This is a genomic window from Nonomuraea sp. CA-143628 (assembly GCF_050942315.1).
Taxonomy (GTDB): Bacteria; Actinomycetota; Actinomycetes; order Streptosporangiales; family Streptosporangiaceae; genus Nonomuraea.
The window spans coordinates 10,367,266-10,391,055 of sequence record NZ_CP192072.1 but is presented as its reverse complement, the minus strand read 5'-3'; the positions used below and the strand labels follow the sequence as shown (position 1 = coordinate 10,391,055).

The window sequence follows — 23,790 nt, the reverse complement described above, 5'->3', positions numbered from 1 at the left end:
ACGACCGTACAGGACGGCCGTCGAGTTGGGGGATCTGGCGATGACGCGCTTTCTTGGACGACTGGGTGGCTGGTGCGCGCGGCACGGGCGGATCGTGCTGGCGTTATGGGTGATCGCGGCGGTCGGACTGATGGGCGGCAGCCTGGCGCTCGGCCGTCCGGTGAGCAGCGATGTGACGATCCCCGGCACCGACGCGCAGCGGGCACACGACCTGATGCTCACGGGCTTCGGCCCCGGCTTCGCGCCGGGCGGCACCGTGCAGCTCGTCCTCTACGCGGACAAGGGCACGCTCCTCGACCAGCCCAGGAAACGGGCCATGGAGCAGGCCGCGGACCGCATCCGCACGGTGCCGCACGTGGCGAAGGTCGACACGCCGTCCCCGCGCGGCGGCCTCGCCCCGAACCTGCGCATCGGCCTCATCACCGTACGCATGGAGGGGCACGACAACACCAAGCTCGCCGAGACCACGCAGGCGCTGTCGAAGGCCGCGGACCCGGCTCGGGCCGCCGGGCTGGAGGTCGTGCCCGCCGACGCCTCGACCCCGGCCGACAAGGAGATCAAGACCGGGCCCAGCGAGATCATCGGCGTGGTGTGCGCGCTGCTGGTGCTGGTGTTCGCGTTCGGGACGCTGACGGCGGCGCTGGTGCCGATCTTCACCGCGCTGGTCAGCGTCACGGCGGGGCTGGGCGTGATCGGCCTGCTCGGGTACGTCGTGGACGTGCCGAAGCAGGCGGGCATCATGGCCACGATGATCGGGCTGGGCGTGGGCATCGACTACGCGCTGTTCCTGCTGTCGCGGCATCGCCGGCTGCTGGAGTCCGGCGTGGGCGTGGCGGAGTCGGTCCGGCGTACCGTGGCGAGCTCGGGCGGCGCGGTCGTGTTCGCGGGCGGCACGGTGATCATCGCGCTGAGCGCGCTGATGTTCGGCGGCTTCCCGCTGCTCAGCACGCTCGGGTGGATCACCGGTGTCTCCGTGGTGAGCGCCGTGCTCACCTCCGTCACGCTGGTGCCCGCCCTGCTGGGACTGCTCGGGCACCGCGTCAACTCGCTGCGGATCCCGTTCCTCGGCAGGAAGCGGGCCGAGGGGTCCGGGTGGGCCGGTCTGGGCTCGTGGGTGGCGCGACGGCCGTGGCGGGCGCTGCTGTCGAGCGTGCTCGTGCTGGGCGCCCTCGCCGCGCCCGCCCTGGCGCTCAAGCTCGGACCCCTCGACGCGGGGTACGGCGCGCAGGGGTCGGACTCGCGGCGCGCGTACGAGCTCATGGCCACCGGGTTCGGCCCCGGCGGCAACGGCCCGCTGATCGTCATCGCCACGCTGCCCGGCAAGGTCGCCCAGGCCACCGATCCCGTCGTGGACCGGATCTCACGGGAGATCGACGCGGTGGACGGCATCGCGCACGTGGCCCCGGCCAAGGTGAACACCTTCGGCCGCTCGGTGATGATCCAGGCCATCCCCGACTACTCGCCGAGCGACGCCCGCTCCGCCCAGGTGGTGCGGGACGTCCGGGCCATCTCCGTGCCCGGCGTCGGGCTGCACGTGGGCGGCAAGGTGGCCGCCATGGTGGACGCGGGCGACCTCATGGCCGAACGGACGCCGCTGGTCATCGGGGTGGTCGTGCTGTTCAGCGCGCTGTTGCTGCTGCTGGCCTTCCGCGCGCCGGTGGTCGCGATCAAGGCGGCGCTGATGAACCTGGTCTCCTTGGGAGCCGCCTTCGGCGCGCTGGCGCTGGTCTTCTCCTTGGGCTTGGGGAGCGGGCTGGTCGGCATGGACGCGCCGTCGAACGCCTCGTACCTTCAGACGATCTTCTTCAGTGTGCCGATCGAGAGCTATGTGCCGTTGATGCTGTTCGCGGTGCTGTTCGGGCTCTCGATGGACTATGAGGTCTTTCTGCTGACGTCTGTACGGCAGGCGTACCTCAAGCATGGTGACAACAGCCGCGCGGTCGCCGAGGGGCTGGGTGCGACGGGACGGGTGATCACGTCGGCGGCGCTCATCATGGTGGCGGTGTTCGTCGCGTTCATCGCCTATCCGGATCCGATGGTCAAGACGTTCGGCGTGGGGCTGGCCGTGGCCGTCGCGGTGGACGCCACGATCATCCGTGGCTTCCTCGTCCCGGCCACCATGGTGCTGCTCGGTCGCCTGAACTGGTGGTGCCCCCGCTGGCTGGACCGCCTGCTGCCGAACCTGTCGGTCGAGGGGCATGAAGAGGAGGCTGTCGCCGAGGTGCCGGCCAAGGATCTCGTCACCGCTGGTTAACGGATCCACAGGCAGAAGGGGTGGCCGGCGGGGTCGAGGTAGACGCGGACTTCCTCCTGCGGCTGGTAGTCGGCCAATGTCGCGCCGGCCGCCACCGCGTAGGCGCCGGCCTCGTCCAGATCGTCCACCTCGATGTCGAGGTGCATCATCATCTGCTGGTCGCCGGGGCCGGCCGGCCAGACGGGTGGCACGTGCGCCTCGTCGGTGTTGAACGCCAGTCCGGCGCCGCCGCCGTGCGGGGGGCGAAGGGTCACCCAGCCGGGTTCGTCCTCGCCGATCTGCCAGCCGAGGAGTCGCTGGTAGAAGAGCGCCAGGGCCTTGGCGTCCCTGGACTCCAGCACCGTGGCCGAGAGAGTGAAACGCGGAGTCACGGGACCATGTACTGGTCGTGGCGCAGGTACAGGTCCGTCCACTCCTCGTCGGTGAGCTGCCTGCCGGTGCTGACGATGTCGGCCAGTTCCTCGAAGTACGCCTCGCGCGGCGCCCCCGGCGTGAACAGGATCAGCATCGAGGCGGGCACGCCGGACTCGTTGCGGAACCCGTGTACGCCGCCCTCCGGCACGTGCAGGAAGTCCCCGGAGTTGCCCTCCACCCACTCCTTGCCGTTGTAGAGCTTGACGGTGCCGGACAGGACGTAGAAGGACTCGGTGATCGTCCGGTGGAAATGCGGGCTGGCGCCACCAGGGCGCGGGCCCATCTCCCAGCGGTACAGGCCGAAGGCGCCGTTGGTCGTCGCGCCGGTGCCCAGGTAGTGGACGTCGGTGCCCCGGGGGTCGGCGCCGGGGGCGTACATGCGGAGGTCCGGCGGCGTGTCGGCCGAGCGCAGGACACCGCTTGCCTCACCGGTGTCGGCCAGGTATCGCGCGTCAGGGTATGACATGTCGTGACTCCTCGCTGTTCCTTATGGAATGCGAGGTTAGAAGACGACCACCGTTCTGGCCACCGCGCCCCGCCGTACCTGCTCGACGGCCTCGTTGATCTGCTCCAACGCCACCCGCTCGGTGATCAGCCCGTTGAGGTCGAGCCGGCCGCGCAGGAACTGACCGGCCAGCATCGGCAGGTCCCGGTGCGGGGCGGCGTCGCCGCCCTGGGTGCCCATCAGGCGGCGCGAGGAGAACAGCAGAGCCGGGTCGATCTCGACGGGCTGACCGGCGGGCGGGCTGCCGACCATGACCGTGGTGCCGCCCGGCGCGGTCGCCGCGAACGCGCTCGCCAGCACGCCGGGGACGCCGGTGACGTCGAAGGCGTAGTCGACGCCGCCCCTGACCAGCTCGCCGACCTGGGCGGGGAGGTCCTCGGGCACCAGAGTGTGGGTGGCGCCGAACCGCTCGGCCAGCTTGAGCTTCTGGTCGGCCACGTCGGCGGCGACGATCGTGGTCGCGCCGGCCAGCACCGCGCCCTGGATGACGTTGAGCCCGACGCCGCCGCAGCCCACCACGAGGACGCTGGAGCCGGGCGCGACCTGGGCGACGTTCATGACGGCGCCGACGCCTGTGACGACGCCGCAGGCCAGCAGGCACATGGCGTCGAAGGGCGCGTCCCTGGGGATCTTCACGCAGGTGGCCTCGCGGACCACGGCGTACTCGGCGAACGAGCCGATGCCGATGAAGCGCCGGGCCTCCTGGCCGTCGAGGGTGATCCGCGGCTCGCCACCCATGATCGCGGTCATCCTGGCCGGGCCGGAGCACAGGGGGAAGCGGCCGGCGCCGCAGTTGCGGCACTTGCCGCAGGGCCCGCTCATGGAGATGATCACGTGGTCGCCCGGCTTGACGGCCGTCACGCCGGTGCCGACGCTCTCGACGACGCCGGCGCTCTCGTGGCCGAGGACGAACGGGAGCTTGTGGACGACCGGGCTCTTGCCGTCGATGGCCTTGAGGTCGGAGCCGCAGACGCCGGACGCCTTGATCTGTACGCGTACCTCTCCGGGGCCGGGGTCGGCGATCTCCACCTCGCGGATCTCCATGGGCTGGTGGAAATCGGTCAGTACGGCCGCGCGCATCAGCATGGAGCTCACGCTAGCCGGGCGGTCGATTGTGAGCAAGCGATTGCTCGGCACCGTTGACACCCCTCGCGGGCAAATTTACGCTGACCAAAAACCAAGCGAGCGCTAGGCCAAAGCGGCTGCGCGCCTTGCCGTACAAAGGTGAGAACGATGGTGCGACGACATCAACGGCGGGCCGCGGCGGTGATGCTGGCGGCAGCACTGCTGGCAGGGTGCGCGGCCCAGCAGAAGAGCGCCGGCGGTGGCACGGCGGGCGTCACCGACACGACCGTGAAGGTCGGCGGGGTGCTCACCAAGACCAGCGCCAGCGGCTACTCCACCAAGGACGCCGAGATCGGGGCCAAGGCCAGGTTCGAGCGGGCCAACGCCGAAGGCGGCGTCAACGGGCGGAAGATCGAGTTCGTCGGGGCGGAGGACGACGGGCAGGACGCGGCCAAGGGCGACGCCGCGGCCAAGAAGCTCGTACAGAAGGACCAGGTGTTCGCGCTGGTGCCGGTGCACGCGCCCAACTTCGGCGGGGCCGCCTTCCTGGAGCAGCAGGGCGTGCCGTGGTTCGGGTGGGCGACCGGGCCGCAGTGGTGCGGCACGAAGACCGGGTTCGGCTACAGCGGCTGCCTGGCGCCCAAGAAGGGCGCGGGCTCGCAGACCTGGTGGGGCAGCCAGATGGCCGACCTGCTCGGCGGCGCGAGCGGCAAGACCGTGTACGTGCAGACCACCGACTCCAGCGGCAGCAAGTACGGCGGCACCACGATCTCGCAGTCCTTCCAGGCGGCGGGGTTCAAGCTGGTCGGGCTCAACTCCGGCCTGCCCGCCGCCGCGCCGCCGCCCGACTGGCTGCCGTACGTCAACAAGATCATGACGTCCAACGGCGGCAAGGCGCCCGACGTCCTGGTGTCGATCATCGCCGGCACCAAGTTCAACGTGGGCCTCTACTCGGCGCTGAAACGGGCCGGCTACAAGGGCGTGCTCACCGACGCCACCAGCTACGACCCGGCCATCCTGAAGGACCCGGCCAGCGCGCAGGCGCTGGAGGGCGTGGTGGCCGCGCCGATGTTCGAGCCGTTCGAGTCGACCGCGCCGGAGATCGCCGCGTTCAAGGCCGACGTCGAGAAGGTGTCGCCCGGCGCCACGCTAACCCAGCACATGGCCATCGGCTACTGGGCGGCCGACATCTTCCTCGACATGCTGAAGAAGACCGGCAAGGACCTGACCAGGGAGAAGTTCTTGGCCGTCGGGAACGGCTCGTACACCTACGAGAACGCCGGCTTCGGCCGGGTCCGGTACCCCAAGGACCACAGCGAGCCGAACGGCTGTGGCGCCCTGGTCAAGCTGGAGGGCGGCGCCTTCAAGGTGGCCAAGAGCATGAAGTGCTTCGACAACGTGCCGCTCAAATGATCCTTGGCTACCTGCTCAGCGGCCTGGTCACCGGGGCGATCTTCGCCGTCATGGGATCCGGCCTGACGCTGTCGTACGCGGCGACCGGGGTGTTCAACTTCGCCCACGGCGCCGTCGGGTTCCTGACCGCCCTGCTGTTCTACCAGCTCAACCTGGCCGCCGGGCTGCCCGCCTGGGCGGCCGGGCTGCTGGCCGCCGGGGTGTTCGCGCCCGCGCTGGGCTACCTGCTGCACCTGGCCATGTTCAGAGGGCTCGCCCAGGCGGGGGAGACCGCGCAGATCGTCGGCACGATCGGCCTGACGATCGCGCTGCCCGCGCTCGGCCTGCTCGTCGTGGACCTGTTCGGGCTGCCGAGCGTCGACGGCACGACGCTGCCGCGCGGCCTCGGGCCGCATCCGGCGCTCGGCTTCGAGGTGCTCGGCGCGCGGCTCGACAGTGACCAGCTCATCACGTTCTGCTTCTCGGCGGTGGCCGCGCTCGGGCTGTGGGCGTTCATGCGGCACACGCCGTACGGACTGCGCATGCGGGCCTCCGTCGACCGGCGGCGACTGGCCACGCTGCGCGGCATCGACGTGGACGCCACCTCGGCCCTGGCCTGGATGCTCGGGTCGGGGCTGGCGGGACTCGCCGGGGTGCTGGCCGTGCCGGTGCTCGGGCTGGACGCCACCGCCTACACCGTGCTGCTGTTCGCCTCGGCGACGGCCGCGGTGTTCGGGCGGCTGCGGTCCATCCCGTGGACGTTCGCTGCCGGGCTGGCCCTCGGCGTGGTGCAGAACCTGGTCGCCGGATACACCGACTTCCTCCAGGAGATCACCGGGCTGCGGACGGCGGTGCCGGTCATCCTGCTGTTCGCCGGGCTGGTGCTGCTGAACCGGTCGCGCGAACGGGTGGCCGGGAGCGCGGCCGAGGACGCGCCGCCGCCCGACCACCTGGCGGGCGTGCCGCTGTGGCGACGGCGGCTGCCGTGGGTGGCCGGGCTGGTGGCGCTGCTCGGCTTCACCTTCGCCGGTTCCGAGTACTACGTGGGCCTGGCCGCCCAGGGCCTCGTGCTGGCGCTGATCTTCTGCTCGTTCGTGGTGGTGACCGGGATCGGCGGCATGGTGAACCTCGCCCAGGCCGCCTTCGCCTCGATGGCGGCGCTGACCTGCGGGTGGGCGTTCTCGGCCGGGTGGCCGCTGTTCGCGGCGATCGTGGTCGGGGTGCTGGCGGCGAGCGCGGTGGGCATGCTGGTGGCGCTGCCCGCGCTCCGGCTCGGCGGGCGGGTCCTCACGCTGGCCACGCTGGCGCTGGCCCTGCTGGCCGACCAGGTGCTGTTCCAGGTGGACGCCTTCAGCAACGGGACGATCGGCTGGGCGCTGCCGGCGCTCGGCTTCGGGTTCGCCGACACCTCGGATCCACGGGTGCGGGTGGTGCTGCTGCTCGCGCTGATCGGGCTGGTCGGGCTGCTGGTGCGCAACCTCGAACGATCGGCGTCCGGGCGGGCGATCCTGGCGGTCCGCTCGGCTCCGGCCGCGGCGACCACCTCGGGGCTGTCGGGACCGCGAGCCAAGATCGTGCTTTTCGCGCTGGCCTCGGCCATCGCGGGGCTGGGCGGGGTGCTGTTCGCCGTGTCCAAGGGGTCCATCACCGCCACTGACCTGCCGGCCTTCTCCGGGTTCGTCTGGCTGGCCGTGGTGGTGCTGCAGGGGGTACGGCGGATCGGCGGGGCCGTGCTGGGCGGGCTCGTGGCCGTGGCGGTGCCCGAGCTGCTGGCCACGTGGGGGGTGTCGGCGCAGGTAGGGGCCATTCTGTTCGGGGCCGGGGGGATGATCCTGGCCAAGCATCCGGACGGGGTGCTGGCCCAGCTCGCCGAGTCCCGTCACCGGCGGCGTCAGGCGCGGGCTCCGGTCGCCACCCCGGCACAACCGGTGGCCGCCACCTCAAGCGCGTCTGTCACCCCGAGCGTGTCCGTTGTTCCGGCACAGCCTGTGGCCGCCTCTCCGGGACGGGCCACCGCCGCCGCGCCCGTCCCGGCGGCGCTGTTCCGGCTCGAGGGGGTGGTGGCGGGGTACGCCGACTGCACGGTCCTGCGGGGTGTGGATCTCGACGTGCGGTCCGGTGAGGTGGTGGCGCTGCTGGGCGCCAACGGCGCGGGCAAGTCGACCACCTGCGCCGTCGCGGCCGGCGATCGGCCGGTGTCCGCCGGACGGGTGCTGCTCGACGGCGTCGACGTCACCACCTGGCCGGCCCACCGCCGGGCCCGGGCGGGCGTGCTGCTGGCTCCCGAGGGGCGGGGGGTGTTCCCCGGTCTCACCGTGGAGGAGAACCTGCGTACCTGGCTGGCCGAGCCCGACGCCGTCTACGAGCGGATGCCCCAGCTCGCGGCCCGTCGTACGGTGCTCGCCGGCGCGCTGTCCGGCGGCGAGCAGCAGTTGCTCACCCTCGCCCCCGCGCTGGCCCGGCCGCCCAGGGTGCTGATCGCCGACGAGCCGTCGCTGGGCCTGGCGCCGCTGATCGTACGGCAGGTGTTCGAGGTGTTCGCCGAACTGCGTGAGCGCGGGGTCGCGCTGCTGCTGGTCGAGGAGAAGGCCACCGAGGCGCTGGCGATCGCCGATCGGGTCGCCTTCATGCGGCTCGGCCACGTCGTGTGGGCCGGGCCACGCGCCGAGGTGGACGGCGACCGCCTGACCGCCGCGTACCTGGGGGTGACGTGATGCCGGTTGTCGCGGAAGACGGTGATGTGATGCTGGCCGTGCGGGACGTGTCGGTCGCGTTCGGCGGGGTCACGGCCCTGGACGCGGTGTCGTTCGAGGTGCCCGAGGGGCAGGTCTGCGGGGTGATCGGGCCGAACGGGGCGGGCAAGACGACGCTGTTCGACGTGGTGTCGGGGCTGCGCCGGCCGAGTGGCGGCCGGGTTCGGGTGGCGGGCGCGGACATGACCGTGGTGCCGCCGGTCAGGCGGGCTCGCGCGGGCGTTCGCCGTACCTTCCAGCGGACCCAGGTCTTCGGGCGGCTCACCGTGGCCGACAACGTGCTGGCGGCGCTCGACTGGCACGGCGGCGGGGGCGGCCTGATGGCCGACCTGACCGGCCTGCCCGCGCGGCGGCGGCTCGAACGCGAGCGGCGGGCGCGCGTGGCCGAGGTGCTGGAGCTGTGCGGGCTGGCCGCGCTGCGCGACGCCTACGCCGCCGCGCTGCCCGTCGGCCAGCGCAGGCTGGTCGAGCTGGCCCGCGCTATCGCCGACCGGCCGCGCCTGCTGCTGCTCGACGAGCCCACCTCGGGGCTGGACGCGGACCAGACGGTACGGCTGCGCGCGGTCGTCGCCGCGCTGGAGACCACGGTGTTGCTGGTCGAGCACGACATGGGCTTCGTCATGGACACCTGTGACCGGCTCGTCGTCCTGGACCTCGGCCGGGTCATCGCCACCGGAACCCCGGCGCAGGTCCGCGACGACCCCGTGGTGCGGGCCGCCTACCTCGGCTGAAAGGATTCCCCATCGAGAATATTGACATTTAAACCATGCAGGACTGTCGCCGGCCCCGGAGACGTACGTTCCCTGCCCAGGGCGCGCACGCAGAGCGTACGGTGGGTAGTGCTGATGGAACTTCTCCCGAGGCCAGGCCATGTCTCGCTCCAGTGACGATGGAGCGCGGCGAATTGGCGCAAACGTGCGTGCCGCCCGCCGTGCCCGAGGTTCATCGATAGACGCAATCGCCGGTCTCGTCGGCCGCTCCAAGGGATGGCTGAGCAAGATCGAGAACGGCAAGATCCGGCTCGAAAAGCGCTCCGACATCGCCGCCCTCGCCGAAGCCCTGGAGGTGTCAGCGGATCACCTGTTGGGGGCCCCGGCGCCCGGAATCCGGCCCGAGCGGCGTGGGTACAACCTAATGCCATTGCAGCGCCTGCTCATGGACTCGGCGCCAGACGATCCACCCGACGTACCCGCGCGGCCGGTCGAGGACCTGCGCACCATGTTGGAGGAGGTGGATGCCGCCTTCCGGCGGGCCGAGTACGCGACGATGACGAGGCTCCTGCCCGACCTGATCGGGGAGCTGTACGTTCACGTCGCGACCGGTTCCGAACCAGCGAGAAGCGAGGCCCTAAAGCTGCTGATCCTCGCGTGCGGGTCTGAAGCGTCGTGCATGCTGCGGCACTTGGGAGAGGTGAACCTGGCGTATCTGAGCGGCGAGCGCGGCCAGCAGGCGGCCGACCTGCTCGGCGATCCGGTATGGCGGGGAGCCGCCGCCTACGGTCGGGCGCACGCCCGCAGCTCGGCTAGCAAGCCCAAACCGCTGATGATGGCGCCACGCATCGCCGATGACGTAGAGGCGCACATCGGCGACGACCCATTCGCGCACCAGGTACACGGCATGCTCCGGCTCAGCTCCGCCCTTGCCTGCGTAGTGCAGGGAGACCACGATGGCGCGGCCGATCAGGCGGCCGAGGCCGCGCGGCTCGCCGAACCGCTCGGGGATGCGTCTGACGCGTTCGAGCTGTTTGGCGTGGCCAATGTCGGAGTATGGCGGACCACGCTCGCGGTCGAGGCCGGTCGCCCCGGCGAGGCGCTGACTCATGCGGGGAACGTCAACCCGCGCGCCCTGGCATCCGACAACCGCCGTGCCGCGCTGCTCATGGAGAAGGCTCGCGCGCACGCCATGCTCGACCGCAACATTGACGCCGTGCGCGAGCTGCGGAAGGCGGAACGGCTATCCCCGGCGCAGGTTCACAGTCATCCGCTGGTCAGAGAGCTTGTTCTCGACTTGCTGGAGCGGGATGGAGGGCGTGATCTGCGCGGCCTGGCGTGGCGTATGAACCTCATCTGACGTCGGTTTCCGCGAGGAAACACTAGGACGTGAACGCGCCTTAACGTTCCGTGGCATGGCCTCCAGCGCTGTCCCCCTGCACGTCCCGGACTGTGACATTGTCGGGCAGGACCGTGGCTCTTTCCTGGTGACGCACCTCGACGCCGTGTGCGACCTGGTCATGGCGTACGTGGACGGCGGCGATGCGGCATGACCACGACCGCCATCCGGGTGCCGTACGTCGTCGCCTACGAAGTCGAAACCGTCTCGCTCAACCTTGCTGTCATCCACGACGTCTGGGCGCTGAACGGGCGTCGGCTGTCATACGCCGACCCGGCGGCGAGCGACTGGGTGATGGGCGTGCTGTGGGCCCGGCAGAAGTGCGATCGGCGCGGGAAGGTCAACTACAAGGAGATGCACACGCTCCGGCAGCGGGAGTGCATGCTGCACCGGCTCTGCCAGGTGTGCGAGGGCTCTGCGATGGATCCCGGCACCGGGCGTCTGTCCTGGGTGTTCCACGAGGAGCTACCCGCCGCGTCCGGCCGGCTCAGCAAGCCGCCGACGTGCCTGCGGTGTATCCCGGAGGCGCGGGCCGCGTGCCCGCATCTCCAGCGCGAAGCCCACGTTTATACCTCGCCCGACTATGAGCCGTGGGGCGTGAAGGGAATCGTCTTCTCCGCCTCCGGCAGGCCGACTCTCCAGGACGTCCCACTGACCGATCTCCACACGCTGGAATTCACGCTTGCCAGGGCTCTGATCGTGCACGTATCGAATCTGCTGCCCGAGCGGGTCCCATAGACAGCCCGGCCCTTGCCCCCCTGCCCCCTCGACGGCAAGGGCCGGGTCTTCAAGCCCCCTGCGAGCCCGCCGTACGTCACTGCGATGGTCTCGCCGGGGTCGCGGGGTCTCCGTCCGGATCTGGAGGGACGGTGGCGGAGACCTCCTCTCACAACCCCTCTTAGGAGCTTCGAATGGACCTGCAGATGCTGTCCGCCTTCGGTCTATCCGTCGGCGTCGGCGCCGTGATCATCATGTGTGGCCTGCTCGGCTGGGACTGGCTGAGCAGGGTGTGGGGCGGGCCACCAGACGCTGATCACGAGCGTGCTTCTCGCCCAGGGCGAGAGCCCCAAGGCCGTCGCGGTCGGCCGGGCCTCTCCGCCAAGGTCAGGGCTCCAGGGTGATCCCCTCACGCCGGAGGTCCTCGATGATCCCGTCCACCAGCCGGGTGCTGACCGTGTGGTCCAGCCGCCCGTTCTCGCGCAGCTCCCGTACGGCCGGCACCGGGTCGGGGTCGGCGAACAGGCGCTCGTCCGCGTAGTCGACCGGCCGGCCGGTGGGGTCGATCGTCCACCAGGAGGCTTCCAGCGCGATGCCGTTGGGGTCGCTGAAGTAGATCGACCGCAGGAAGCCGTGGTCGATCACGTCGGTGACCTCGCAGGCGTGCGCCTTGAGCCGGTCGCGCAGCCTGACCAGGGCGTCCTCGTCGGGCAGGTGCAGCGACAGGTGGTCGAACTGGGCGGCCTTGGCGTAGGGGACGCCGGCGGGCTTGGCGAAGCTGTCGAGCTCCTGCCCGGTGTATTCGAAGAAGGCGACGGTGTTACCCGGCGCCACCTCGAAGAAGTAGTGCTTGAACGCGGGGATCGCCAGCGTGGTGACGAGGCGGGCGTCGAGCACGCCGTGCCAGAAGCGCACAGTGGCGTCCATGTCCGCAGTGACCAGGGCGAGGTGGTGCACACCCCGCCAGTGCACCGTTTCGGGGTTTTCAGCCATACGTTGACCGTACGCCTTTCAACTATCGCTGGCTATGAAGCCCTGTGCTAGTAAGCGGGGGCTGATTTGAGCGCCGCCAACAGATGCGCGTGCACCCGGGCGACGGCCGCCCTGGCCAGCCCGCCCGAGCGGACCGCGAGGTAGCCGGTGTTGATCGGCGCCAGCTCCGGCTCCGCGAGGGTGACCAGCCGGCCCGCCGCCAGGTCGGCCCGGCACAGGTACGCGGGCAGGACGGAGACGCCCATCCCGGCCCGTACCGCGTTCAGCACGCCCCGCAGGTCGGGGATCACCACCTGCGCGGCCATCGACGGCCGCTTGCCGAAGACCGTCCGCCAGTAGCGGCGCACGATGGGCAGGTCCTCCGCGTAGGCGATCAGCGGCCTGGTCCCGTAATCGGCCTCCGCGGCCAGTTCTGGACTGGCCACCAGCAGGAACTCCTCGTCGTACGCGGGCTCCGCCTGAACGCCCCGGACGCGCGGGCGGATCGTGGACACCACCAGATCGAGCCGTCCGGCCGCCAGATCGGCGAGCAGGCCGTCAGACAGTCCGAACGTCGTCCGCAGGCGCAGGCCCTCCCGCACCAATGGCGCGAGCAACGGGATCACCACCTCCGAGAGGAACTCGGCAGGGCCTCCCAGATGGACCGCCTCCCCGGACGGCAGCTCGCTGTCCACGACCGCGTCCAGCGCGTCCAGCGAGGCGGCTACCCGGCGGGCCAGCTCGTCGGCGGCGGCCGTGGGCGCGACGCCACGCGGCAGCCGGTCGAACAGCGGCCGGTCCAGCGCCTCCTCCAGCGCCTTGACCTGCGCGGTCACCGCTGGCTGAGACAGGCCGAGCGTCTGTGCGGCGGCCGTGATGGAGCCGGTCCTGTGGACCGTGAGAAAGGTCCTGAGCAGGTCGAGCGAGAGGGACATATCAGCATTCTGATGGATACGGGTGGTGCCCCGAGGCAGCTGTGACCCCGTACGGGGCCGACCAACCTTAATAGCCCTGATTAGTACATACGAGGAAAACAGCCTTTATGGGATTCCAGGCGCCGTCATCGGGCGTTCTTCGAGGGCCCAACGCTCACTTCCGGCACTCAAACAACTCTGTGCCCGTAGATCGCTTGCCCGCCGGGCCATGCGCCCACATACTGGCTCCCAAACCCAATCCTTCCCTAGGAGGAGGGACATCATTTGCGAGACCTCTTCACGGGCGCTAATATCCTGACTGTCATTTTCGGTATTATAAGCTTCCTGACCTCGATGGCCGCAATACATTATGCGCGCAGGACTTACCATCTTGAACGGAAGTCCGTCTCCAAGAACTCCGATCGATCGGTGGTCGTGTTCTGGAGCCGGGAAGACATGATCGACTCGCTCCTCGAGCAGTACAAACGCGCCGGCGACGGCGATGATATATGGGCGCAGACCGTCGGCCTGCAGAACTTTCCCGGCCAGGTGCACGATCGGATCATGACGGCGGCGTCCCGCGGCGTGACGTTCCGCTATCTGGTCACGCTGGATCATCCGGCGGTCCCCGAGTTCCTCGCCTTGTTCAAGAATATCGCGTCTGCTTCCGTGGCCGGCCTGCGCGACAATCGCCTGCGCGTGCAGGGGTTGTCGAGAAGAGAGGTCGTCATTGCTTTCCCCACACTCACCACCTACACCGCGATAAAATTCACCGATGCGGTTTTCGTCGGGCTGGTTCGCGATTGGTTCGACCGCAGGTGGGCGGATGCCGCGAAGAAGGCGCCACTGTCGATGAGCAGATCCTTGACCCAAGGAGAGAACATTGCCGAGCCATGAGGAGATCATCGAGTACTATCGGTGGAAACAGGCAGAATACCTCGGCAAGTACGGAGTTAACGGCCGGGTCCACGCGCATGTCGGATGCCATGACTCGGAAACCGAGCAGAACCTCTTCGCCCCGGGTTGGATCCGCCCGGAAATAGGTGCCGACCGATTACGGGCGACGATGCACGATGGGCAGGAGCGTAACGTTCACGTGCTGTTGAGAAGGGCTCGCCGATGGCATGGAAACATATCCAGCGCGCTCGACTGCGGAGCCGGGCTCGGCGGGACGTCTTTTCTCCTGGCTGATCAGTACGGAATCGACGTGACGTCGCTCACCATAGTGCCGGAGCAGGTGGACTTCATCGCGGCACAGACCGCGAAACTGGCCCTGCAGGGCAAGGTCGTCCCTGTGGTCGGCGACGCGCACTCTGACACCTGGTGGAACGGCACGGCGTATGACCTCGTCATCGCGCTGGACGCGGTATGTCAGATAGGGGACCCGGCGACCCTCTTCCCTTCGCTCGCGGCCATGCAACCGGCCGGCGGTGTACTCGCGATCGCGGACCACTTCGTCAGCAGTTGTAGTAGCTCGATCGCGCGCTATTACAACACCTACTGGGTGAGCGCGATCGGGGAACTGCGAACCTGTCTGTCAGCGATCGAACAGGCGGGCTACCGGATCAGATTGGTCGTCGACGCGTCCGAGAGTCAGCTCCCCTACTGGCAGCTCAGCCTCGCCTATTCAGCCCTCGCCGAGAACGACCGTACCGAGATTCGTCGGCGGGAAACGGCGCACTTTCATTCCGCCATGCTGGGTGCGTACCAAGCGGGGGAGGTCCAGTATTTCCACGTGATAGCGTCGCGTTCGGAAACCGCGGCGCCCCAAAAGCGATGAGAAAGGTACAGCGATGGAACCCGTAGTTCGGCCCGTCCGGCACATCGCCATATCGGCCGACGGTAACGGCAGATGGGCGACGAGTCGCGGACTGCCCAGATCCGCGGGACACGATGCCAGCCGGGAAGCCTTCGCGTCAGTCCTTTCCGCCTGCGTCGAGCTGAACATACCTTATCTTTCGATCCATGTGTTCTCGTCCGAGAATTGGGGGCGGCCCGAGCCGGAGGTCCGCAAGCTCATAGAACTGTTCAGCCGGGTGCTTGAGTTGTCACTGCACGACTTCAACGAGCTCGGTGTGCGATTCCGGCTCACCGGGAGCAGACTGGAGGTTCCCTCTGACCTGCGCCGGACGGTGGAGGCGATCGAGAAGACCACCTCCGCCAACGGCCACGTCACGCTGCAGTTCGGGCTCAATTATGGCGGCCGCAAGGAATTGGTCGATGCCGCGGTCGGCCTGGCGAGAGCCGCGATGGCCGGAGAGATACGTCCTGAAGAGTTCGACGAGGAGACATTCCGCAGGCACCTCTACTGGCCGGATACTCCCGACGTGGATCTCTTCATCAGGACCGGCGGACATTTCCGCCTGTCCAACTTCTTTCTCTGGCAGACCGCGTACGCGGAGCTGGTATTCACCGACGTGCTGTGGCCGGATTTCCGCAAGCCGGACCTGATGAGCGCATTGGAGCTGTACGCCCGAGCGGAGCGGTCATTCGGGAATGTCGAGTAAGCACCGCTCTGCGCTGGATGGCCAAGGCCGAAGCTGGCCGGTTGGCGGGCAGAGGAGGGGGAAACGCCGCCGCTTGGCGGTTGTCCCCCTGTCGTCGCCCTTCCATCATCGAGACGTACGGTGAGTTCTCGTGGAGGGAAGCGACATGGCGGTTCATCCCAATCTCGACCCGGAGCTGAGGGCGGCACTCGACCAGTTGGTCATGCCGTCGACGGATCTCAGCGACCCGGCCCTCGATCTCAGCGGGCACCGGGCGCAGATCAACGCCATGCTCGCGGCCGCCCCCAGGCCGGACACCGAGGTCGTCATCGAGGACCGGTACGTGCCTGGGCCCGAAGGCGCGCCCGACATACGGCTGCGGATCTACCGGAAGCCGGGGACGGACACCGGCCGGCCCGGCCTGTACTGGATCCACGGCGGCGGCATGATCGTCGGCACGCCGAACATGGACGACCTCATGATGATCGGGTTCGCCGAGCAGCTCGACGCCGTGATCGTCTCCGTGGACTACCGGCTCGCGCCCGACCACCCGCATCCGGCGCCGGTCGAGGACTGCTACGCCGGACTGGTGTGGACCGCCAAGAACACCGGCGACCTCGGCATCGACCCGGCCCGGCTGGCCGTGGGCGGGGCGAGCGCGGGTGGCGGGCTCGCCGGGGCCACCGTGCTGCTGGCCCGTGACCGGGGCGGCCCCGAGATCTCGTTTCAGCTGCTGGTCTGCCCGATGCTCGACGACCGCAACATCACGCCGTCCAGCCACGAGTTCGCCGAGGCGGTGGTCTGGAACCGAGCCGCGAACCTGTTCGGGTGGAAGGCCCTGCTCGGTGACAAGGCGGGGACCGAGGATGTCTCTCCCTATGCCGCTCCGGCCAGGGCCACGGACCTGTCCGGGCTGCCGCCGACGTTCGTGGACGTGGGTGAGCTGGAGGTGTTCAGGGACGAGTGCATCGACTATGTGCAGCGGCTGGTGCAGGCCGGGGTGTCGACGGAATTCCATCTCTACCCGGGGGCGTTCCACGGGTCTGACGGGCTGATTCCGGACACGGAGCTGAGCAGGCGGGCGCGGGCGGCTCGGCTGGCGGCGCTCCAGAGGGCGTACCGGCAGGACGGCTGACCGAGACGTGGCGTTCCGGCTGGACGGCTCGCAGGACGGCTGACCGAGACGTGGCGTTCCGGCAGGGCGGCTCGCAGCATGGCTGATCGGTGGGCGGCGTTCCGGTCGGGCGGTTCGCGGCGCGGCTGAGCGCTGGGCGGCTACGGAGTCCGAGTCGAGGTCGGGCGTCGGTGGAGTTTCAAGTCGGAGGGCAGGCCGTGGCGGGCGCGGTAGTCCTCCGCGCCGATCTGGTGCTTGGCGACGGCGTGTGCGGCCAGGCCGCGGGTCCACGTACCGCACTCCAGGCACACGAGCTGGCCGTCGCGTTCGGGTTGCCGGCCGTACGGCACCGCCGCCAGTTCGGCCGCCGACAGCGGTGGATGGGGGCGCGGCGTCCGGGGCACGAAGCCGACCGGCCGCGCTCCCCTGGGTGGGGTGAAGCCGTGCCGGTGGCGCAGCTCACGGGTCTTGCGCTGCGTGACGCCCAGCAGTTCGGCCAGGTCGGTGCCGTTCCAGTCGGCGGTGGCGGTGAGCAGGTCGGTCAGCGAGGCGTACCCGAGCTCACGGGCCCGTGTCTCATGCGGATCGATGCCGTGCCGGGCCAGGTAGCCGGCCATCTTGACGCCGTGCATCACCGACACGTGCTGGACCAGGGTCTTGAACCAGCGCCCGCACTCCAGGCACAGCAGGTGACCGTTGCGGGTGGGCTGCGTGCCGTGAGGCACGGCCGCGAGCTCGTCGGCCGGGATCGCCGGGAGCAGCGCCGGATTTTTCACGACATAGCCCTTGGCCCAGCGGCCGGGCGCCTCGAATCCCAGCCGTCGTCGCATCTTGTCGACCCGGCCCTTCGTGATGCCGAGCAGCGAGGCGATCTCCTGGTTGGTCAGCTCCGGGTGGCGGGTGAAGAGCTCCTCGATGCCGGCGAACCCCGCCGCCCGGCACCGCTCGGCGATCTCGGCCGCGAGCTTGGCCTTGCGGGCCGCGGTCCCCAGATGGCCGTATTTGGCCACGGTTCCGCCGGTGCGGCGCGCGGCCCGGACGCCCGCGCGGCGCAGAGAGTCCCGCCCGGCCACCTTCGACAGCTCGGCCAGCTCTTCCCGGGAACGTTTGGGGCGCAGCGTGGCCCGGAACTCCGGGTCGGTGTCCCACTTGGCGCGCTGCGTCTGCCTGCGGACCGCCTTGACCGGGGTGGAGTGCAGGCCGAAGCCGCGTGGCAGCTCATGGTCGCGCCGGTAGTCATCGGCTGACATGTCGTGTTTCGCCACGACATGCTGGCCGAGCTGCCTGAACCACAAGCCGCATTCCAGGCAGAGGAGCTTGCCTTCGGACTCCGGTTGCACGCCCGGCGGGATGTCGGTGGGCTTGCCGGGCGGGATCCAGTGTCCTGGCCGGCCGTTCTGGTTCTCGGTCACTCGTTCCCGCTCCTGAGAGTTACCCGTTCACGCTTTTGAAGATCATCCTGTCTCGCCATTGGCGCGCAGCCGTACAAGAGCCAGGGCCAGATGAGCGCGGAGCCGCCCGGCGGAGTCGGCGAGGGAGAAGCCCAGGGCCGACTCCGCCCGTGCGATCCGTACGGCCATCGAGCTGTGGTGCAGGTGCAGGACAGTGGCGGCCCGGCGGACCGAGCCCTCGGCGCAGAGCGCCCGCACGGCCGTGCGGCCCTCGCCACCGAGCCGTTCCATCGACCGCACGTCGGCCAGCTCGGCGATGGCCGCGTCCGGCACGTCGGCGTAGAGGGCCAGCGCGCCCAGCTCGGCCCAGCGCACCACGCGGTCCTCCGGGCCGGTGAAGCGCAGCGCGGTACGCGCGCCCGCCCACGACTCGGCCACCCGCGAACCGGGCAGCTCAGGACCGATGCCGACCCGAGCCGAGTCGGGCAGGCGTGGCAGCGCGGCGGCCACCAGCACCGCCTCCGTGTCGCCGATCCGGGCCGCGCGTACGTGGTGCCCCATCGTTCGCAGGCCGGGCACCAGGGCGAACCCCTCGTCCGCGGGGACCGCGATGGCCAGCGCCTGCAGCGGCGTCGCGGGATCGAACCCCAGCAGCCGCAGCGCCCGAGCCCGCTCCGCCTCGCCGGTCTCCGCAGACAGCGCCAGCTCCACCAGCGCCGGGTCCTTGCCCTCCCGGGTCAGCGCGACGGCGCGCTCCAGTGTGACCTCCGCCGCTGCGGCGAACCGTTCGAGGACGATCTCGTCCAGCCCGTGCGGGGTGCCCTCGCGCTCCATCCAGACCGCGCCGAGCCCCGCAGTCAGTTCCCTGACCGCGCCGAGACCGGTGGTTGGTTCCCGGACCGTGTCGGGCACCGCACTCGGGTGGCCGACGGGGTCGATGTGGTCGACCTGACCGCCGGGGTGCCTGCGGGTAGCTTTGCCGGTGGCCGCGTCGAGCAGGCCCACTGGGCACTGGGTCAGATGGGCGGTCGCCGAGAGCAGCACCGGGACGCTCACGTGGTCGCGTACCAGCGAGTCGAAATAGGCGATGACGCGCACGGCGCTCTCCGCGTCGGTGTCCAGAGTCGACAGGCGGAGCAGCAGTCCTTGCACCGCTTCAGGGTATGTCCGAATACCGCTATCTGGCGACGCGACCAAGCGTGCGCTAGGTTGGTCTATGTGGATCTCGACTTCTCCGCGGCCGAACAGGATTTCCGTGCCGAGGTTCGCGACTGGCTGGCCCGTCACGTCCCCCATGGGCTGCCGTCGATGGACACTCCCGAGGGTTTCGAGGCGCATCGCGCATGGGAGGCGCTGCTCGCCTCCGCCCGGCTGTCCGCCGTCTCCTGGCCGGAGGAGTACGGCGGGCGGAACGCCTCACTGATCGAGTGGCTGATCTTCGAGGAGGAGTACTGGGCCGCGGGCGCCCCCGGCCGAGTCACCCAGAACGGGATCTTCCTGCTGGCCCCGACCCTGATGGCGTACGGCACGGAGGAACAGCGACGGCGCTGGCTCCCCGGGATGGCCCGCGCCGACGAGGTCTGGGCACAGGCGTGGTCCGAGCCGGAGGCGGGCAGTGACCTGGCCGCGCTGAAGTCCCGGGCGACTCGGGTGGAGGGCGGTTGGCGGCTGTACGGGCAGAAGACGTGGAGCTCCCGCGCCGCCTACGCCTCGCATGGGTTCGGCCTCTTTCGTACCTCGGAGGAGGGTCGGTATCGGGGGCTGACGTACTTCATGTTCCCGCTCGACCTCGACCTCGGCGAGGTGACGGTTCGGCCGATCGCGCAGCTCGACGGGCTGCCGGGGTTCGCCGAGCTGTTCTTCGACGGGGTCTTCGTGCCTGACTCGATGGTGCTCGGCGCGCCTGGCGAGGGGTGGCGGATCGCGATGGCCACCACCTCGTCCGAACGCGGTCTGGCCCTGCGCAGCCCCGGCCGCTTCCTGGCCACGGCCGACCGGCTCGTCCAACTGGCCCGCGACTACCTCGCCCGCGACCGCCCGTCCCGTGACGACCTGTCCCGTGACGACGTGGACCGCGATTTTCTGGCCTGTGACGCGGGACCTGAGCTCGTCGACCGGGCGGTCCGCTGCTGGACCGATGCCGAGGCGTACCGCCTGCACACCTTCGCCACCGCCCGCAGGCTCATGTCGGGCGCCGAGATCGGGTCCGCCTCCAGCATGGGCAAGGTCTTCTGGTCCGAGCTGGACCTGCGGATGCACACCCTGGCCATGGAACTGCTCGGCGAGCGGGCGGGGGAGACGCCGTGGCTCGACGGGTTCCTGTTCGCGCTGGCGGGGCCCATCTACGCGGGCACGAACGAGATCCAGCGCAACATCATCGCCGAACGAGTCCTGGGGCTGCCTCGATGAACTCCAGCTCGACGCACTCTGTGGCCACGAATTCCGCTCCACGAACTCTGGTTCCACGAACGGCGGCTCCATGAACTTCGCCTTCACCGATGAGCAACTGGCCCTGGGAGCGACCGTACGGGATGTCCTGCGCGCCCATTGCCCGCCCGCCGCGCTGCGCTCCGAACGCCGCCCGGCCTGGGAGCAGCTGGCCGAAATCGGATTCTTCGGACTGCTCCTGCCATCGGACGCCGACGGGCTCGGGCTCAGGCTGGTGGACGCGCTGCCAGCGCTGGAGGAGACCGGTCGGGCTTGCCTGCCGGGACCGGTCGTGGAGACCGCCGTGGCGGCGCCGTACCTGCTGGACGACGTTGCGAAGCTCGCCTCCGGGTCGGTCTGCGTGAGCGTGCTGCTGCCCGGCCAGACATACGCCCCCGACGCCGACCTGGCCGACCTGCTCGTGGTCGCCCGCGCCGACGGCCTGCACCTGGTCTCCAGGGAGTCAGTACGGCTGGAGCCCCGGCCTGGTGCCGACCCGTGCCGGAGGCTGTTCGACGTTGCCTTCGACGACTCCGTACTGCTGGACCGCTCGTACGTCCCCGCCCTGCGGCGGGCCACCGTGGCGACGGCGGCGCAGCTCATCGGGGTGGGCAGGCAACTGCTGGCGGCCGCGGTGGCACATGCCCAGGTCAGGACCCAGTTCGGGGCGGCCATCGGGTCGTTCCAGGCGGTCAAGCACCAGCTGGCCGACGTGGCCATCGCACTGGGCTTCGCCGCCCCACTCGTGCACCGCGCGGCGCTGTCAGTGGACGAGCCGGTGGTACCGAGCGTGGATCGGGATGTCAGTGCCGCCAAGGCCGCGGCGGGTGAGGCGGCCGCGCTGGCGGCCCGGGTGGCGCTGCAGGTGCACGGCGCGATCGGCTACACCGAGGAGCTGGACCTGCGGTTCTGGCTGGCGCGGGCCTGGTCGCTGTCAGCGGCGTACGGTGGCTCCGCCGTACATCGGGCCCGTGTGCGAGAGTCGGTGATCGGCGGCGATCTGAGGCGGTACCCGTGAGATACGGCGTCCCGCTCGGGCTCATCCACCCGGCCGCCTGGAAGGACGTGGCGGTGGCCGCCGACGAGCTGGGCTTCGAGTCCGTGTGGCTGCCCGAGCACCTCGTCTTCAGCACCGACCTGTCACTGGCCCTCTACCCGGGTACCTCGGAGCCGGGCATCAAGCCGTCCACACCGCTGTTCGACGCGCCGGCGTACCTGTGCTGGCTCGCCGCGCTGACCTCCCGGATCAGGCTCGGCACGGCCGTGCACCTCTTCGCGCTGCGCCACCCGTTCGTGTCGGCCCGCGCCTTCGCCACGCTCGACGTGGTGTCGTCGGGGCGGGCGATCTGCGGGGTGGGAGCGGGCTGGTATCAGGGGGAGTGGGACGCGGCCGGGATTCCGTTCGCCTCGCGCGGGGCCCGGCTGGACGAGGCGATCGAGGTGGCCAGGCGGCTGTGGAGCGATCCGGTGGTCACGCATTCGGGGCGGTTCTACTCCTTTCCCGAGGTGGCGTTCGAGCCCAAGCCCGTACAGCATCGGCTGCCGATCCTGTGCGGCGGTGAGTCGCCGGCCGCCCTGCGCCGGGCGGCGACGCTGTGTGACGGCTGGATCAGCATGCCGCACACGCTGGAGTCGATCAGGCCGCAGCTGTCCCGGCTGGCGCCGCTGCGGGGGGAGCGGCGTTGCTCGGTGACGGCGCACGCGTACTCGCTGGGGTCGCCGGAGGAGGTGGCGGACTGGGCGAAGCTGGGTGTGGACCGGTTGATCGTCCGCCCGTGGAAGCGCAGCCGCGACGCCGTATCCAGCCTGGCCACGTTTGCGGCCGAGTATGGCGTCACGTCGCGTTAGCCGGGCTTGTCTCAGGGCGTAAGGAACCGATCATGTCGCGTGGCGTCTAACCAAACATGATCGCCATGAACCGAAGGGTGCGGGCGGCCACGATGCTGATGTGGTCGATACTCCCATTCGGAGCCATCGTGACGGCCCTGAACATCGCCGTCTGCGCCAGCGTGGAAGCGGTCGCCAGAAAGGCCCTGTCCCAGAACCGGGACTACCTCGACTACGGCATGGCCCACTTCGACGCCGTCGCGTGGGGCAGAACGCAAGGGATCGCGGTCTTCTTCGTCCTGGCCGCGCTCGCCATCGGGGCCATCGCCTGGCTGATTCGGCGACAGCAGCGATCTGACCTGATTGCTCTGCTCGTGGGGCCGTTGAGCCTGACCTACGTGTTCTGGTTGTGGCACGTTCATAAGAGCAACCCCGTCGCCGACGACGTCTTGTGGAAGGTCCAAGAGCTCGACCCCGCCCTTCCCCTCACCAGCGACACGCTGCTCCCTGGCGCTGCTGATCTGGTCGAGGGCGCTGAGACGGAATCCAGCGGACGATGGCGTGTGGCGTGGCAAGGTCCTGGCGCTCACCGGGCCCGCGTGCGCGGTAGCGTATGCCGCGATCAACTTCGCCGGCATCTGGCTGGCCGATCTGTCAGTAGGGCCAGGTGATGGCACCGACTCGACGATCGCGGCCGCGTGGATATGGACCTCGCGGATTGCGCTCGTGTTCGGCGTCCTTGGCACGGCCCTGGCCGCCATCGACCTCTCGCTTCTGCGGAGCCGGGCCAAGGCACTGGTCTTCCCGTCCGGCGTACTGACGTTGCTCTACTGGCTGATCCTCTGGCTGGCCTGGCAGTACGACCTGTCGGAACAATGATGGACGAAACGACCGGCTTCACTGACTACCGGCCCTGGTGGCGCACCCCAGGGGTGATCACGATCGCGGTCGTGGCCGCGATGGCCCAGCTCGACATCCTGCGGCTCATCGTCAGATCACGGATCATCAAAAAGAGCCTCCACTGACGCCAGGCAATGTCGTCACGACGCCGATGGGCGAGCGTTTCGTGCGCGGCGTCCCAGGCACTGTCTCAGCTGCTCTGCCCCGCATAGACAAATGCCACATCTATGATCGAGCCGTCCTGAGTGCTGCCCAGCATGGCCGGATTTGTCGTCCAGGTATAGCGCAGAGATTTGGTCAGATCAGGAGAAACCAGCGGTGCACCATGCGCGCCCGTGGCCCAAGAAGAGGAGCTGGAAACCAGCTGGCCGAGGGTTCCCTGAAAGGCGACGCGGTCGGTGGCGAACCCGTCGCAGCCGGCGGCGGCCGCGCTTTGAACGCCGGTCTCGATCGTCAGCAGGATGTACTGGCTGATGTCGATGGCCGCCGATCCCCAGGAGGAGACCAAGATCGCGGGTCGGTTGGAAGCCGGGTCGGTCACGGGCGGCCG

At 69.7% G+C, this 23,790-nt stretch carries 25 protein-coding genes; 17 read left to right on the top strand and 8 right to left on the bottom strand.

Features of this window, described 5'->3' with window-relative positions; genetic code table 11:
* The first annotated feature begins 40 nt into the window (after window positions 1-40).
* Window positions 41-2,254 carry an MMPL family transporter gene (locus ACQP2T_RS47105; RefSeq protein WP_433511343.1) on the top strand — a complete coding sequence of 738 codons (2,214 nt, stop codon included), beginning with the start codon at window positions 41-43 and terminating at the stop codon, window positions 2,252-2,254.
* Here the strand turns inward: ACQP2T_RS47105 and ACQP2T_RS47100 are convergent.
* From ACQP2T_RS47100 to ACQP2T_RS47090, 3 genes are read right to left on the bottom strand one after another with little or no spacing between them, the layout of a single operon-like run.
* Window positions 2,251-2,625, bottom strand: coding sequence for a VOC family protein (locus tag ACQP2T_RS47100; RefSeq protein ID WP_433511342.1), 375 nt, complete (start codon window positions 2,623-2,625; stop codon window positions 2,251-2,253). The two genes, ACQP2T_RS47105 and ACQP2T_RS47100, sit on opposite strands and share 4 nt — an antisense overlap.
* Complete coding sequence (locus tag ACQP2T_RS47095; RefSeq protein ID WP_433511341.1) at window positions 2,622-3,134, bottom strand: cupin domain-containing protein; 513 nt, start codon at window positions 3,132-3,134, stop codon at window positions 2,622-2,624. The genes ACQP2T_RS47100 and ACQP2T_RS47095 overlap by 4 nt, the downstream gene beginning before the upstream one ends.
* A 36-nt stretch (window positions 3,135-3,170) precedes the next feature.
* Entirely contained in the window at window positions 3,171-4,259 is a 1,089-nt protein-coding gene (locus ACQP2T_RS47090) for an alcohol dehydrogenase catalytic domain-containing protein (protein ID WP_433511340.1), read from the bottom strand.
* A gap of 147 nt (window positions 4,260-4,406) precedes the next feature.
* Between ACQP2T_RS47090 and ACQP2T_RS47085 the strand changes: the two genes are divergently transcribed.
* The 6 genes from ACQP2T_RS47085 (at window position 4,407) to ACQP2T_RS47060 (ending at window position 11,230) form a co-directional block, all read left to right on the top strand.
* Window positions 4,407-5,651 carry an ABC transporter substrate-binding protein gene (locus ACQP2T_RS47085; protein WP_433511339.1) on the top strand — a complete coding sequence of 415 codons (1,245 nt, stop codon included), beginning with the start codon at window positions 4,407-4,409 and terminating at the stop codon, window positions 5,649-5,651.
* On the top strand, window positions 5,648-8,344 hold the full coding sequence (locus tag ACQP2T_RS47080; RefSeq protein WP_433511338.1) for an ABC transporter permease subunit: 2,697 nt from the start codon (window positions 5,648-5,650) through the stop codon (window positions 8,342-8,344). The genes ACQP2T_RS47085 and ACQP2T_RS47080 overlap by 4 nt, the downstream gene beginning before the upstream one ends.
* A complete protein-coding gene (locus ACQP2T_RS47075; protein ID WP_433511337.1) occupies window positions 8,344-9,114 on the top strand; it encodes an ABC transporter ATP-binding protein in 771 nt (256 codons plus the stop codon). The genes ACQP2T_RS47080 and ACQP2T_RS47075 overlap by 1 nt, the downstream gene beginning before the upstream one ends.
* 184 nt (window positions 9,115-9,298) lie before the next feature.
* Window positions 9,299-10,453 carry a helix-turn-helix domain-containing protein gene (locus tag ACQP2T_RS47070; RefSeq protein WP_433511336.1) on the top strand — a complete coding sequence of 385 codons (1,155 nt, stop codon included), beginning with the start codon at window positions 9,299-9,301 and terminating at the stop codon, window positions 10,451-10,453.
* Window positions 10,454-10,508: 55 nt separating this feature from the next.
* Entirely contained in the window at window positions 10,509-10,646 is a 138-nt protein-coding gene (locus ACQP2T_RS47065) for a hypothetical protein (RefSeq protein ID WP_433511335.1), read from the top strand.
* The gene (locus ACQP2T_RS47060) at window positions 10,643-11,230 is read left to right on the top strand and encodes a hypothetical protein (protein ID WP_433511334.1); all 588 of its coding nucleotides are present in this window, start codon (window positions 10,643-10,645) and stop codon (window positions 11,228-11,230) included. Before ACQP2T_RS47065 ends, ACQP2T_RS47060 begins: the two co-directional genes overlap by 4 nt.
* Window positions 11,231-11,596: 366 nt before the next feature.
* On the opposite strand, the gene ACQP2T_RS47055 is transcribed toward ACQP2T_RS47060, so the two are convergent.
* Together ACQP2T_RS47055 and ACQP2T_RS47050 are read right to left on the bottom strand one after the other, a co-directional pair.
* The gene (locus tag ACQP2T_RS47055) at window positions 11,597-12,202 is read right to left on the bottom strand and encodes a VOC family protein (RefSeq protein WP_357946531.1); all 606 of its coding nucleotides are present in this window, start codon (window positions 12,200-12,202) and stop codon (window positions 11,597-11,599) included.
* A gap of 47 nt (window positions 12,203-12,249) precedes the next feature.
* Window positions 12,250-13,116, bottom strand: a complete 867-nt coding sequence (locus tag ACQP2T_RS47050) for a LysR family transcriptional regulator (RefSeq protein ID WP_433511333.1) — start codon at window positions 13,114-13,116, stop codon at window positions 12,250-12,252.
* A 264-nt stretch (window positions 13,117-13,380) separates the two neighbouring features.
* Between ACQP2T_RS47050 and ACQP2T_RS47045 the strand changes: the two genes are divergently transcribed.
* The 4 genes from ACQP2T_RS47045 to ACQP2T_RS47030 all read left to right on the top strand — a co-directional run bounded on the left by ACQP2T_RS47045 (window position 13,381) and on the right by ACQP2T_RS47030 (window position 16,716).
* On the top strand, window positions 13,381-13,992 hold the full coding sequence (locus ACQP2T_RS47045; protein WP_433511332.1) for a hypothetical protein: 612 nt from the start codon (window positions 13,381-13,383) through the stop codon (window positions 13,990-13,992).
* Window positions 13,979-14,875 (top strand): SAM-dependent methyltransferase, encoded by an 897-nt coding sequence (locus ACQP2T_RS47040; RefSeq protein ID WP_433511331.1) that lies wholly within the window; start codon window positions 13,979-13,981, stop codon window positions 14,873-14,875. The genes ACQP2T_RS47045 and ACQP2T_RS47040 overlap by 14 nt, the downstream gene beginning before the upstream one ends.
* 13 nt (window positions 14,876-14,888) lie before the next feature.
* A complete protein-coding gene (gene uppS / locus ACQP2T_RS47035) occupies window positions 14,889-15,602 on the top strand; it encodes a polyprenyl diphosphate synthase (RefSeq protein WP_433511330.1) in 714 nt (237 codons plus the stop codon).
* A gap of 145 nt (window positions 15,603-15,747) precedes the next feature.
* A complete protein-coding gene (locus tag ACQP2T_RS47030) occupies window positions 15,748-16,716 on the top strand; it encodes an alpha/beta hydrolase (RefSeq protein WP_433511329.1) in 969 nt (322 codons plus the stop codon).
* Between the two features lie 140 nt (window positions 16,717-16,856).
* Here ACQP2T_RS47030 and ACQP2T_RS47025 read toward each other — a convergent pair whose 3' ends face one another.
* Window positions 16,857-18,107, bottom strand: a complete 1,251-nt coding sequence (locus ACQP2T_RS47025; RefSeq protein ID WP_433511328.1) for a MucR family transcriptional regulator — start codon at window positions 18,105-18,107, stop codon at window positions 16,857-16,859.
* Between the two features lie 42 nt (window positions 18,108-18,149).
* Complete coding sequence (locus tag ACQP2T_RS47020) at window positions 18,150-19,238, bottom strand: helix-turn-helix domain-containing protein (RefSeq protein ID WP_433511327.1); 1,089 nt, start codon at window positions 19,236-19,238, stop codon at window positions 18,150-18,152.
* A 66-nt stretch (window positions 19,239-19,304) separates the two neighbouring features.
* Here ACQP2T_RS47020 and ACQP2T_RS47015 point away from each other — a divergent pair, with 66 nt between their 5' ends.
* The 6 genes from ACQP2T_RS47015 to ACQP2T_RS46990 all read left to right on the top strand — a co-directional run bounded on the left by ACQP2T_RS47015 (window position 19,305) and on the right by ACQP2T_RS46990 (window position 23,365).
* The gene (locus ACQP2T_RS47015) at window positions 19,305-20,495 is read left to right on the top strand and encodes an acyl-CoA dehydrogenase family protein (protein ID WP_433511326.1); all 1,191 of its coding nucleotides are present in this window, start codon (window positions 19,305-19,307) and stop codon (window positions 20,493-20,495) included.
* A 70-nt stretch (window positions 20,496-20,565) separates the two neighbouring features.
* Window positions 20,566-21,531 (top strand): acyl-CoA dehydrogenase family protein, encoded by a 966-nt coding sequence (locus ACQP2T_RS47010; RefSeq protein ID WP_433511325.1) that lies wholly within the window; start codon window positions 20,566-20,568, stop codon window positions 21,529-21,531.
* Window positions 21,528-22,361, top strand: a complete 834-nt coding sequence (locus ACQP2T_RS47005) for a TIGR03619 family F420-dependent LLM class oxidoreductase (protein WP_433511324.1) — start codon at window positions 21,528-21,530, stop codon at window positions 22,359-22,361. The genes ACQP2T_RS47010 and ACQP2T_RS47005 overlap by 4 nt, the downstream gene beginning before the upstream one ends.
* A 56-nt stretch (window positions 22,362-22,417) precedes the next feature.
* Window positions 22,418-23,011, top strand: a complete 594-nt coding sequence (locus ACQP2T_RS47000; RefSeq protein WP_433511323.1) for a hypothetical protein — start codon at window positions 22,418-22,420, stop codon at window positions 23,009-23,011.
* A gap of 55 nt (window positions 23,012-23,066) precedes the next feature.
* Window positions 23,067-23,219 (top strand): hypothetical protein, encoded by a 153-nt coding sequence (locus ACQP2T_RS46995; RefSeq protein WP_433511322.1) that lies wholly within the window; start codon window positions 23,067-23,069, stop codon window positions 23,217-23,219.
* Entirely contained in the window at window positions 23,216-23,365 is a 150-nt protein-coding gene (locus ACQP2T_RS46990; protein ID WP_433511321.1) for a hypothetical protein, read from the top strand. Before ACQP2T_RS46995 ends, ACQP2T_RS46990 begins: the two co-directional genes overlap by 4 nt.
* A 65-nt stretch (window positions 23,366-23,430) precedes the next feature.
* Here ACQP2T_RS46990 and ACQP2T_RS46985 read toward each other — a convergent pair whose 3' ends face one another.
* Window positions 23,431-23,781 carry a hypothetical protein gene (locus tag ACQP2T_RS46985; protein ID WP_433511320.1) on the bottom strand — a complete coding sequence of 117 codons (351 nt, stop codon included), beginning with the start codon at window positions 23,779-23,781 and terminating at the stop codon, window positions 23,431-23,433.
* Window positions 23,782-23,790: the final 9 nt, after the last annotated feature.

What these genes read in the sequence shown, in the direction of transcription:
- ACQP2T_RS47105 (WP_433511343.1), top strand. Translation starts at nt 41, where the DNA reads ATGACGCGCTTTCTTGGACGACTGGGTGGCTGGTGCGCGCGGCACGGG.
- ACQP2T_RS47095 (WP_433511341.1), bottom strand. Translation starts at nt 3,134, where the DNA reads ATGTCATACCCTGACGCGCGATACCTGGCCGACACCGGTGAGGCAAGC.
- ACQP2T_RS47090 (WP_433511340.1), bottom strand. Translation starts at nt 4,259, where the DNA reads ATGCTGATGCGCGCGGCCGTACTGACCGATTTCCACCAGCCCATGGAG.
- ACQP2T_RS47085 (WP_433511339.1), top strand. Translation starts at nt 4,407, where the DNA reads ATGGTGCGACGACATCAACGGCGGGCCGCGGCGGTGATGCTGGCGGCA.
- ACQP2T_RS47080 (WP_433511338.1), top strand. Translation starts at nt 5,648, where the DNA reads ATGATCCTTGGCTACCTGCTCAGCGGCCTGGTCACCGGGGCGATCTTC.
- ACQP2T_RS47075 (WP_433511337.1), top strand. Translation starts at nt 8,344, where the DNA reads ATGCCGGTTGTCGCGGAAGACGGTGATGTGATGCTGGCCGTGCGGGAC.
- ACQP2T_RS47065 (WP_433511335.1), top strand. Translation starts at nt 10,509, where the DNA reads ATGGCCTCCAGCGCTGTCCCCCTGCACGTCCCGGACTGTGACATTGTC.
- ACQP2T_RS47060 (WP_433511334.1), top strand. Translation starts at nt 10,643, where the DNA reads ATGACCACGACCGCCATCCGGGTGCCGTACGTCGTCGCCTACGAAGTC.
- ACQP2T_RS47055 (WP_357946531.1), bottom strand. Translation starts at nt 12,202, where the DNA reads ATGGCTGAAAACCCCGAAACGGTGCACTGGCGGGGTGTGCACCACCTC.
- ACQP2T_RS47050 (WP_433511333.1), bottom strand. Translation starts at nt 13,116, where the DNA reads ATGTCCCTCTCGCTCGACCTGCTCAGGACCTTTCTCACGGTCCACAGG.
- uppS (WP_433511330.1), top strand. Translation starts at nt 14,889, where the DNA reads ATGGAACCCGTAGTTCGGCCCGTCCGGCACATCGCCATATCGGCCGAC.
- ACQP2T_RS47030 (WP_433511329.1), top strand. Translation starts at nt 15,748, where the DNA reads ATGGCGGTTCATCCCAATCTCGACCCGGAGCTGAGGGCGGCACTCGAC.
- ACQP2T_RS47010 (WP_433511325.1), top strand. Translation starts at nt 20,566, where the DNA reads ATGAACTTCGCCTTCACCGATGAGCAACTGGCCCTGGGAGCGACCGTA.
- ACQP2T_RS47000 (WP_433511323.1), top strand. Translation starts at nt 22,418, where the DNA reads ATGATCGCCATGAACCGAAGGGTGCGGGCGGCCACGATGCTGATGTGG.
- ACQP2T_RS46990 (WP_433511321.1), top strand. Translation starts at nt 23,216, where the DNA reads ATGATGGACGAAACGACCGGCTTCACTGACTACCGGCCCTGGTGGCGC.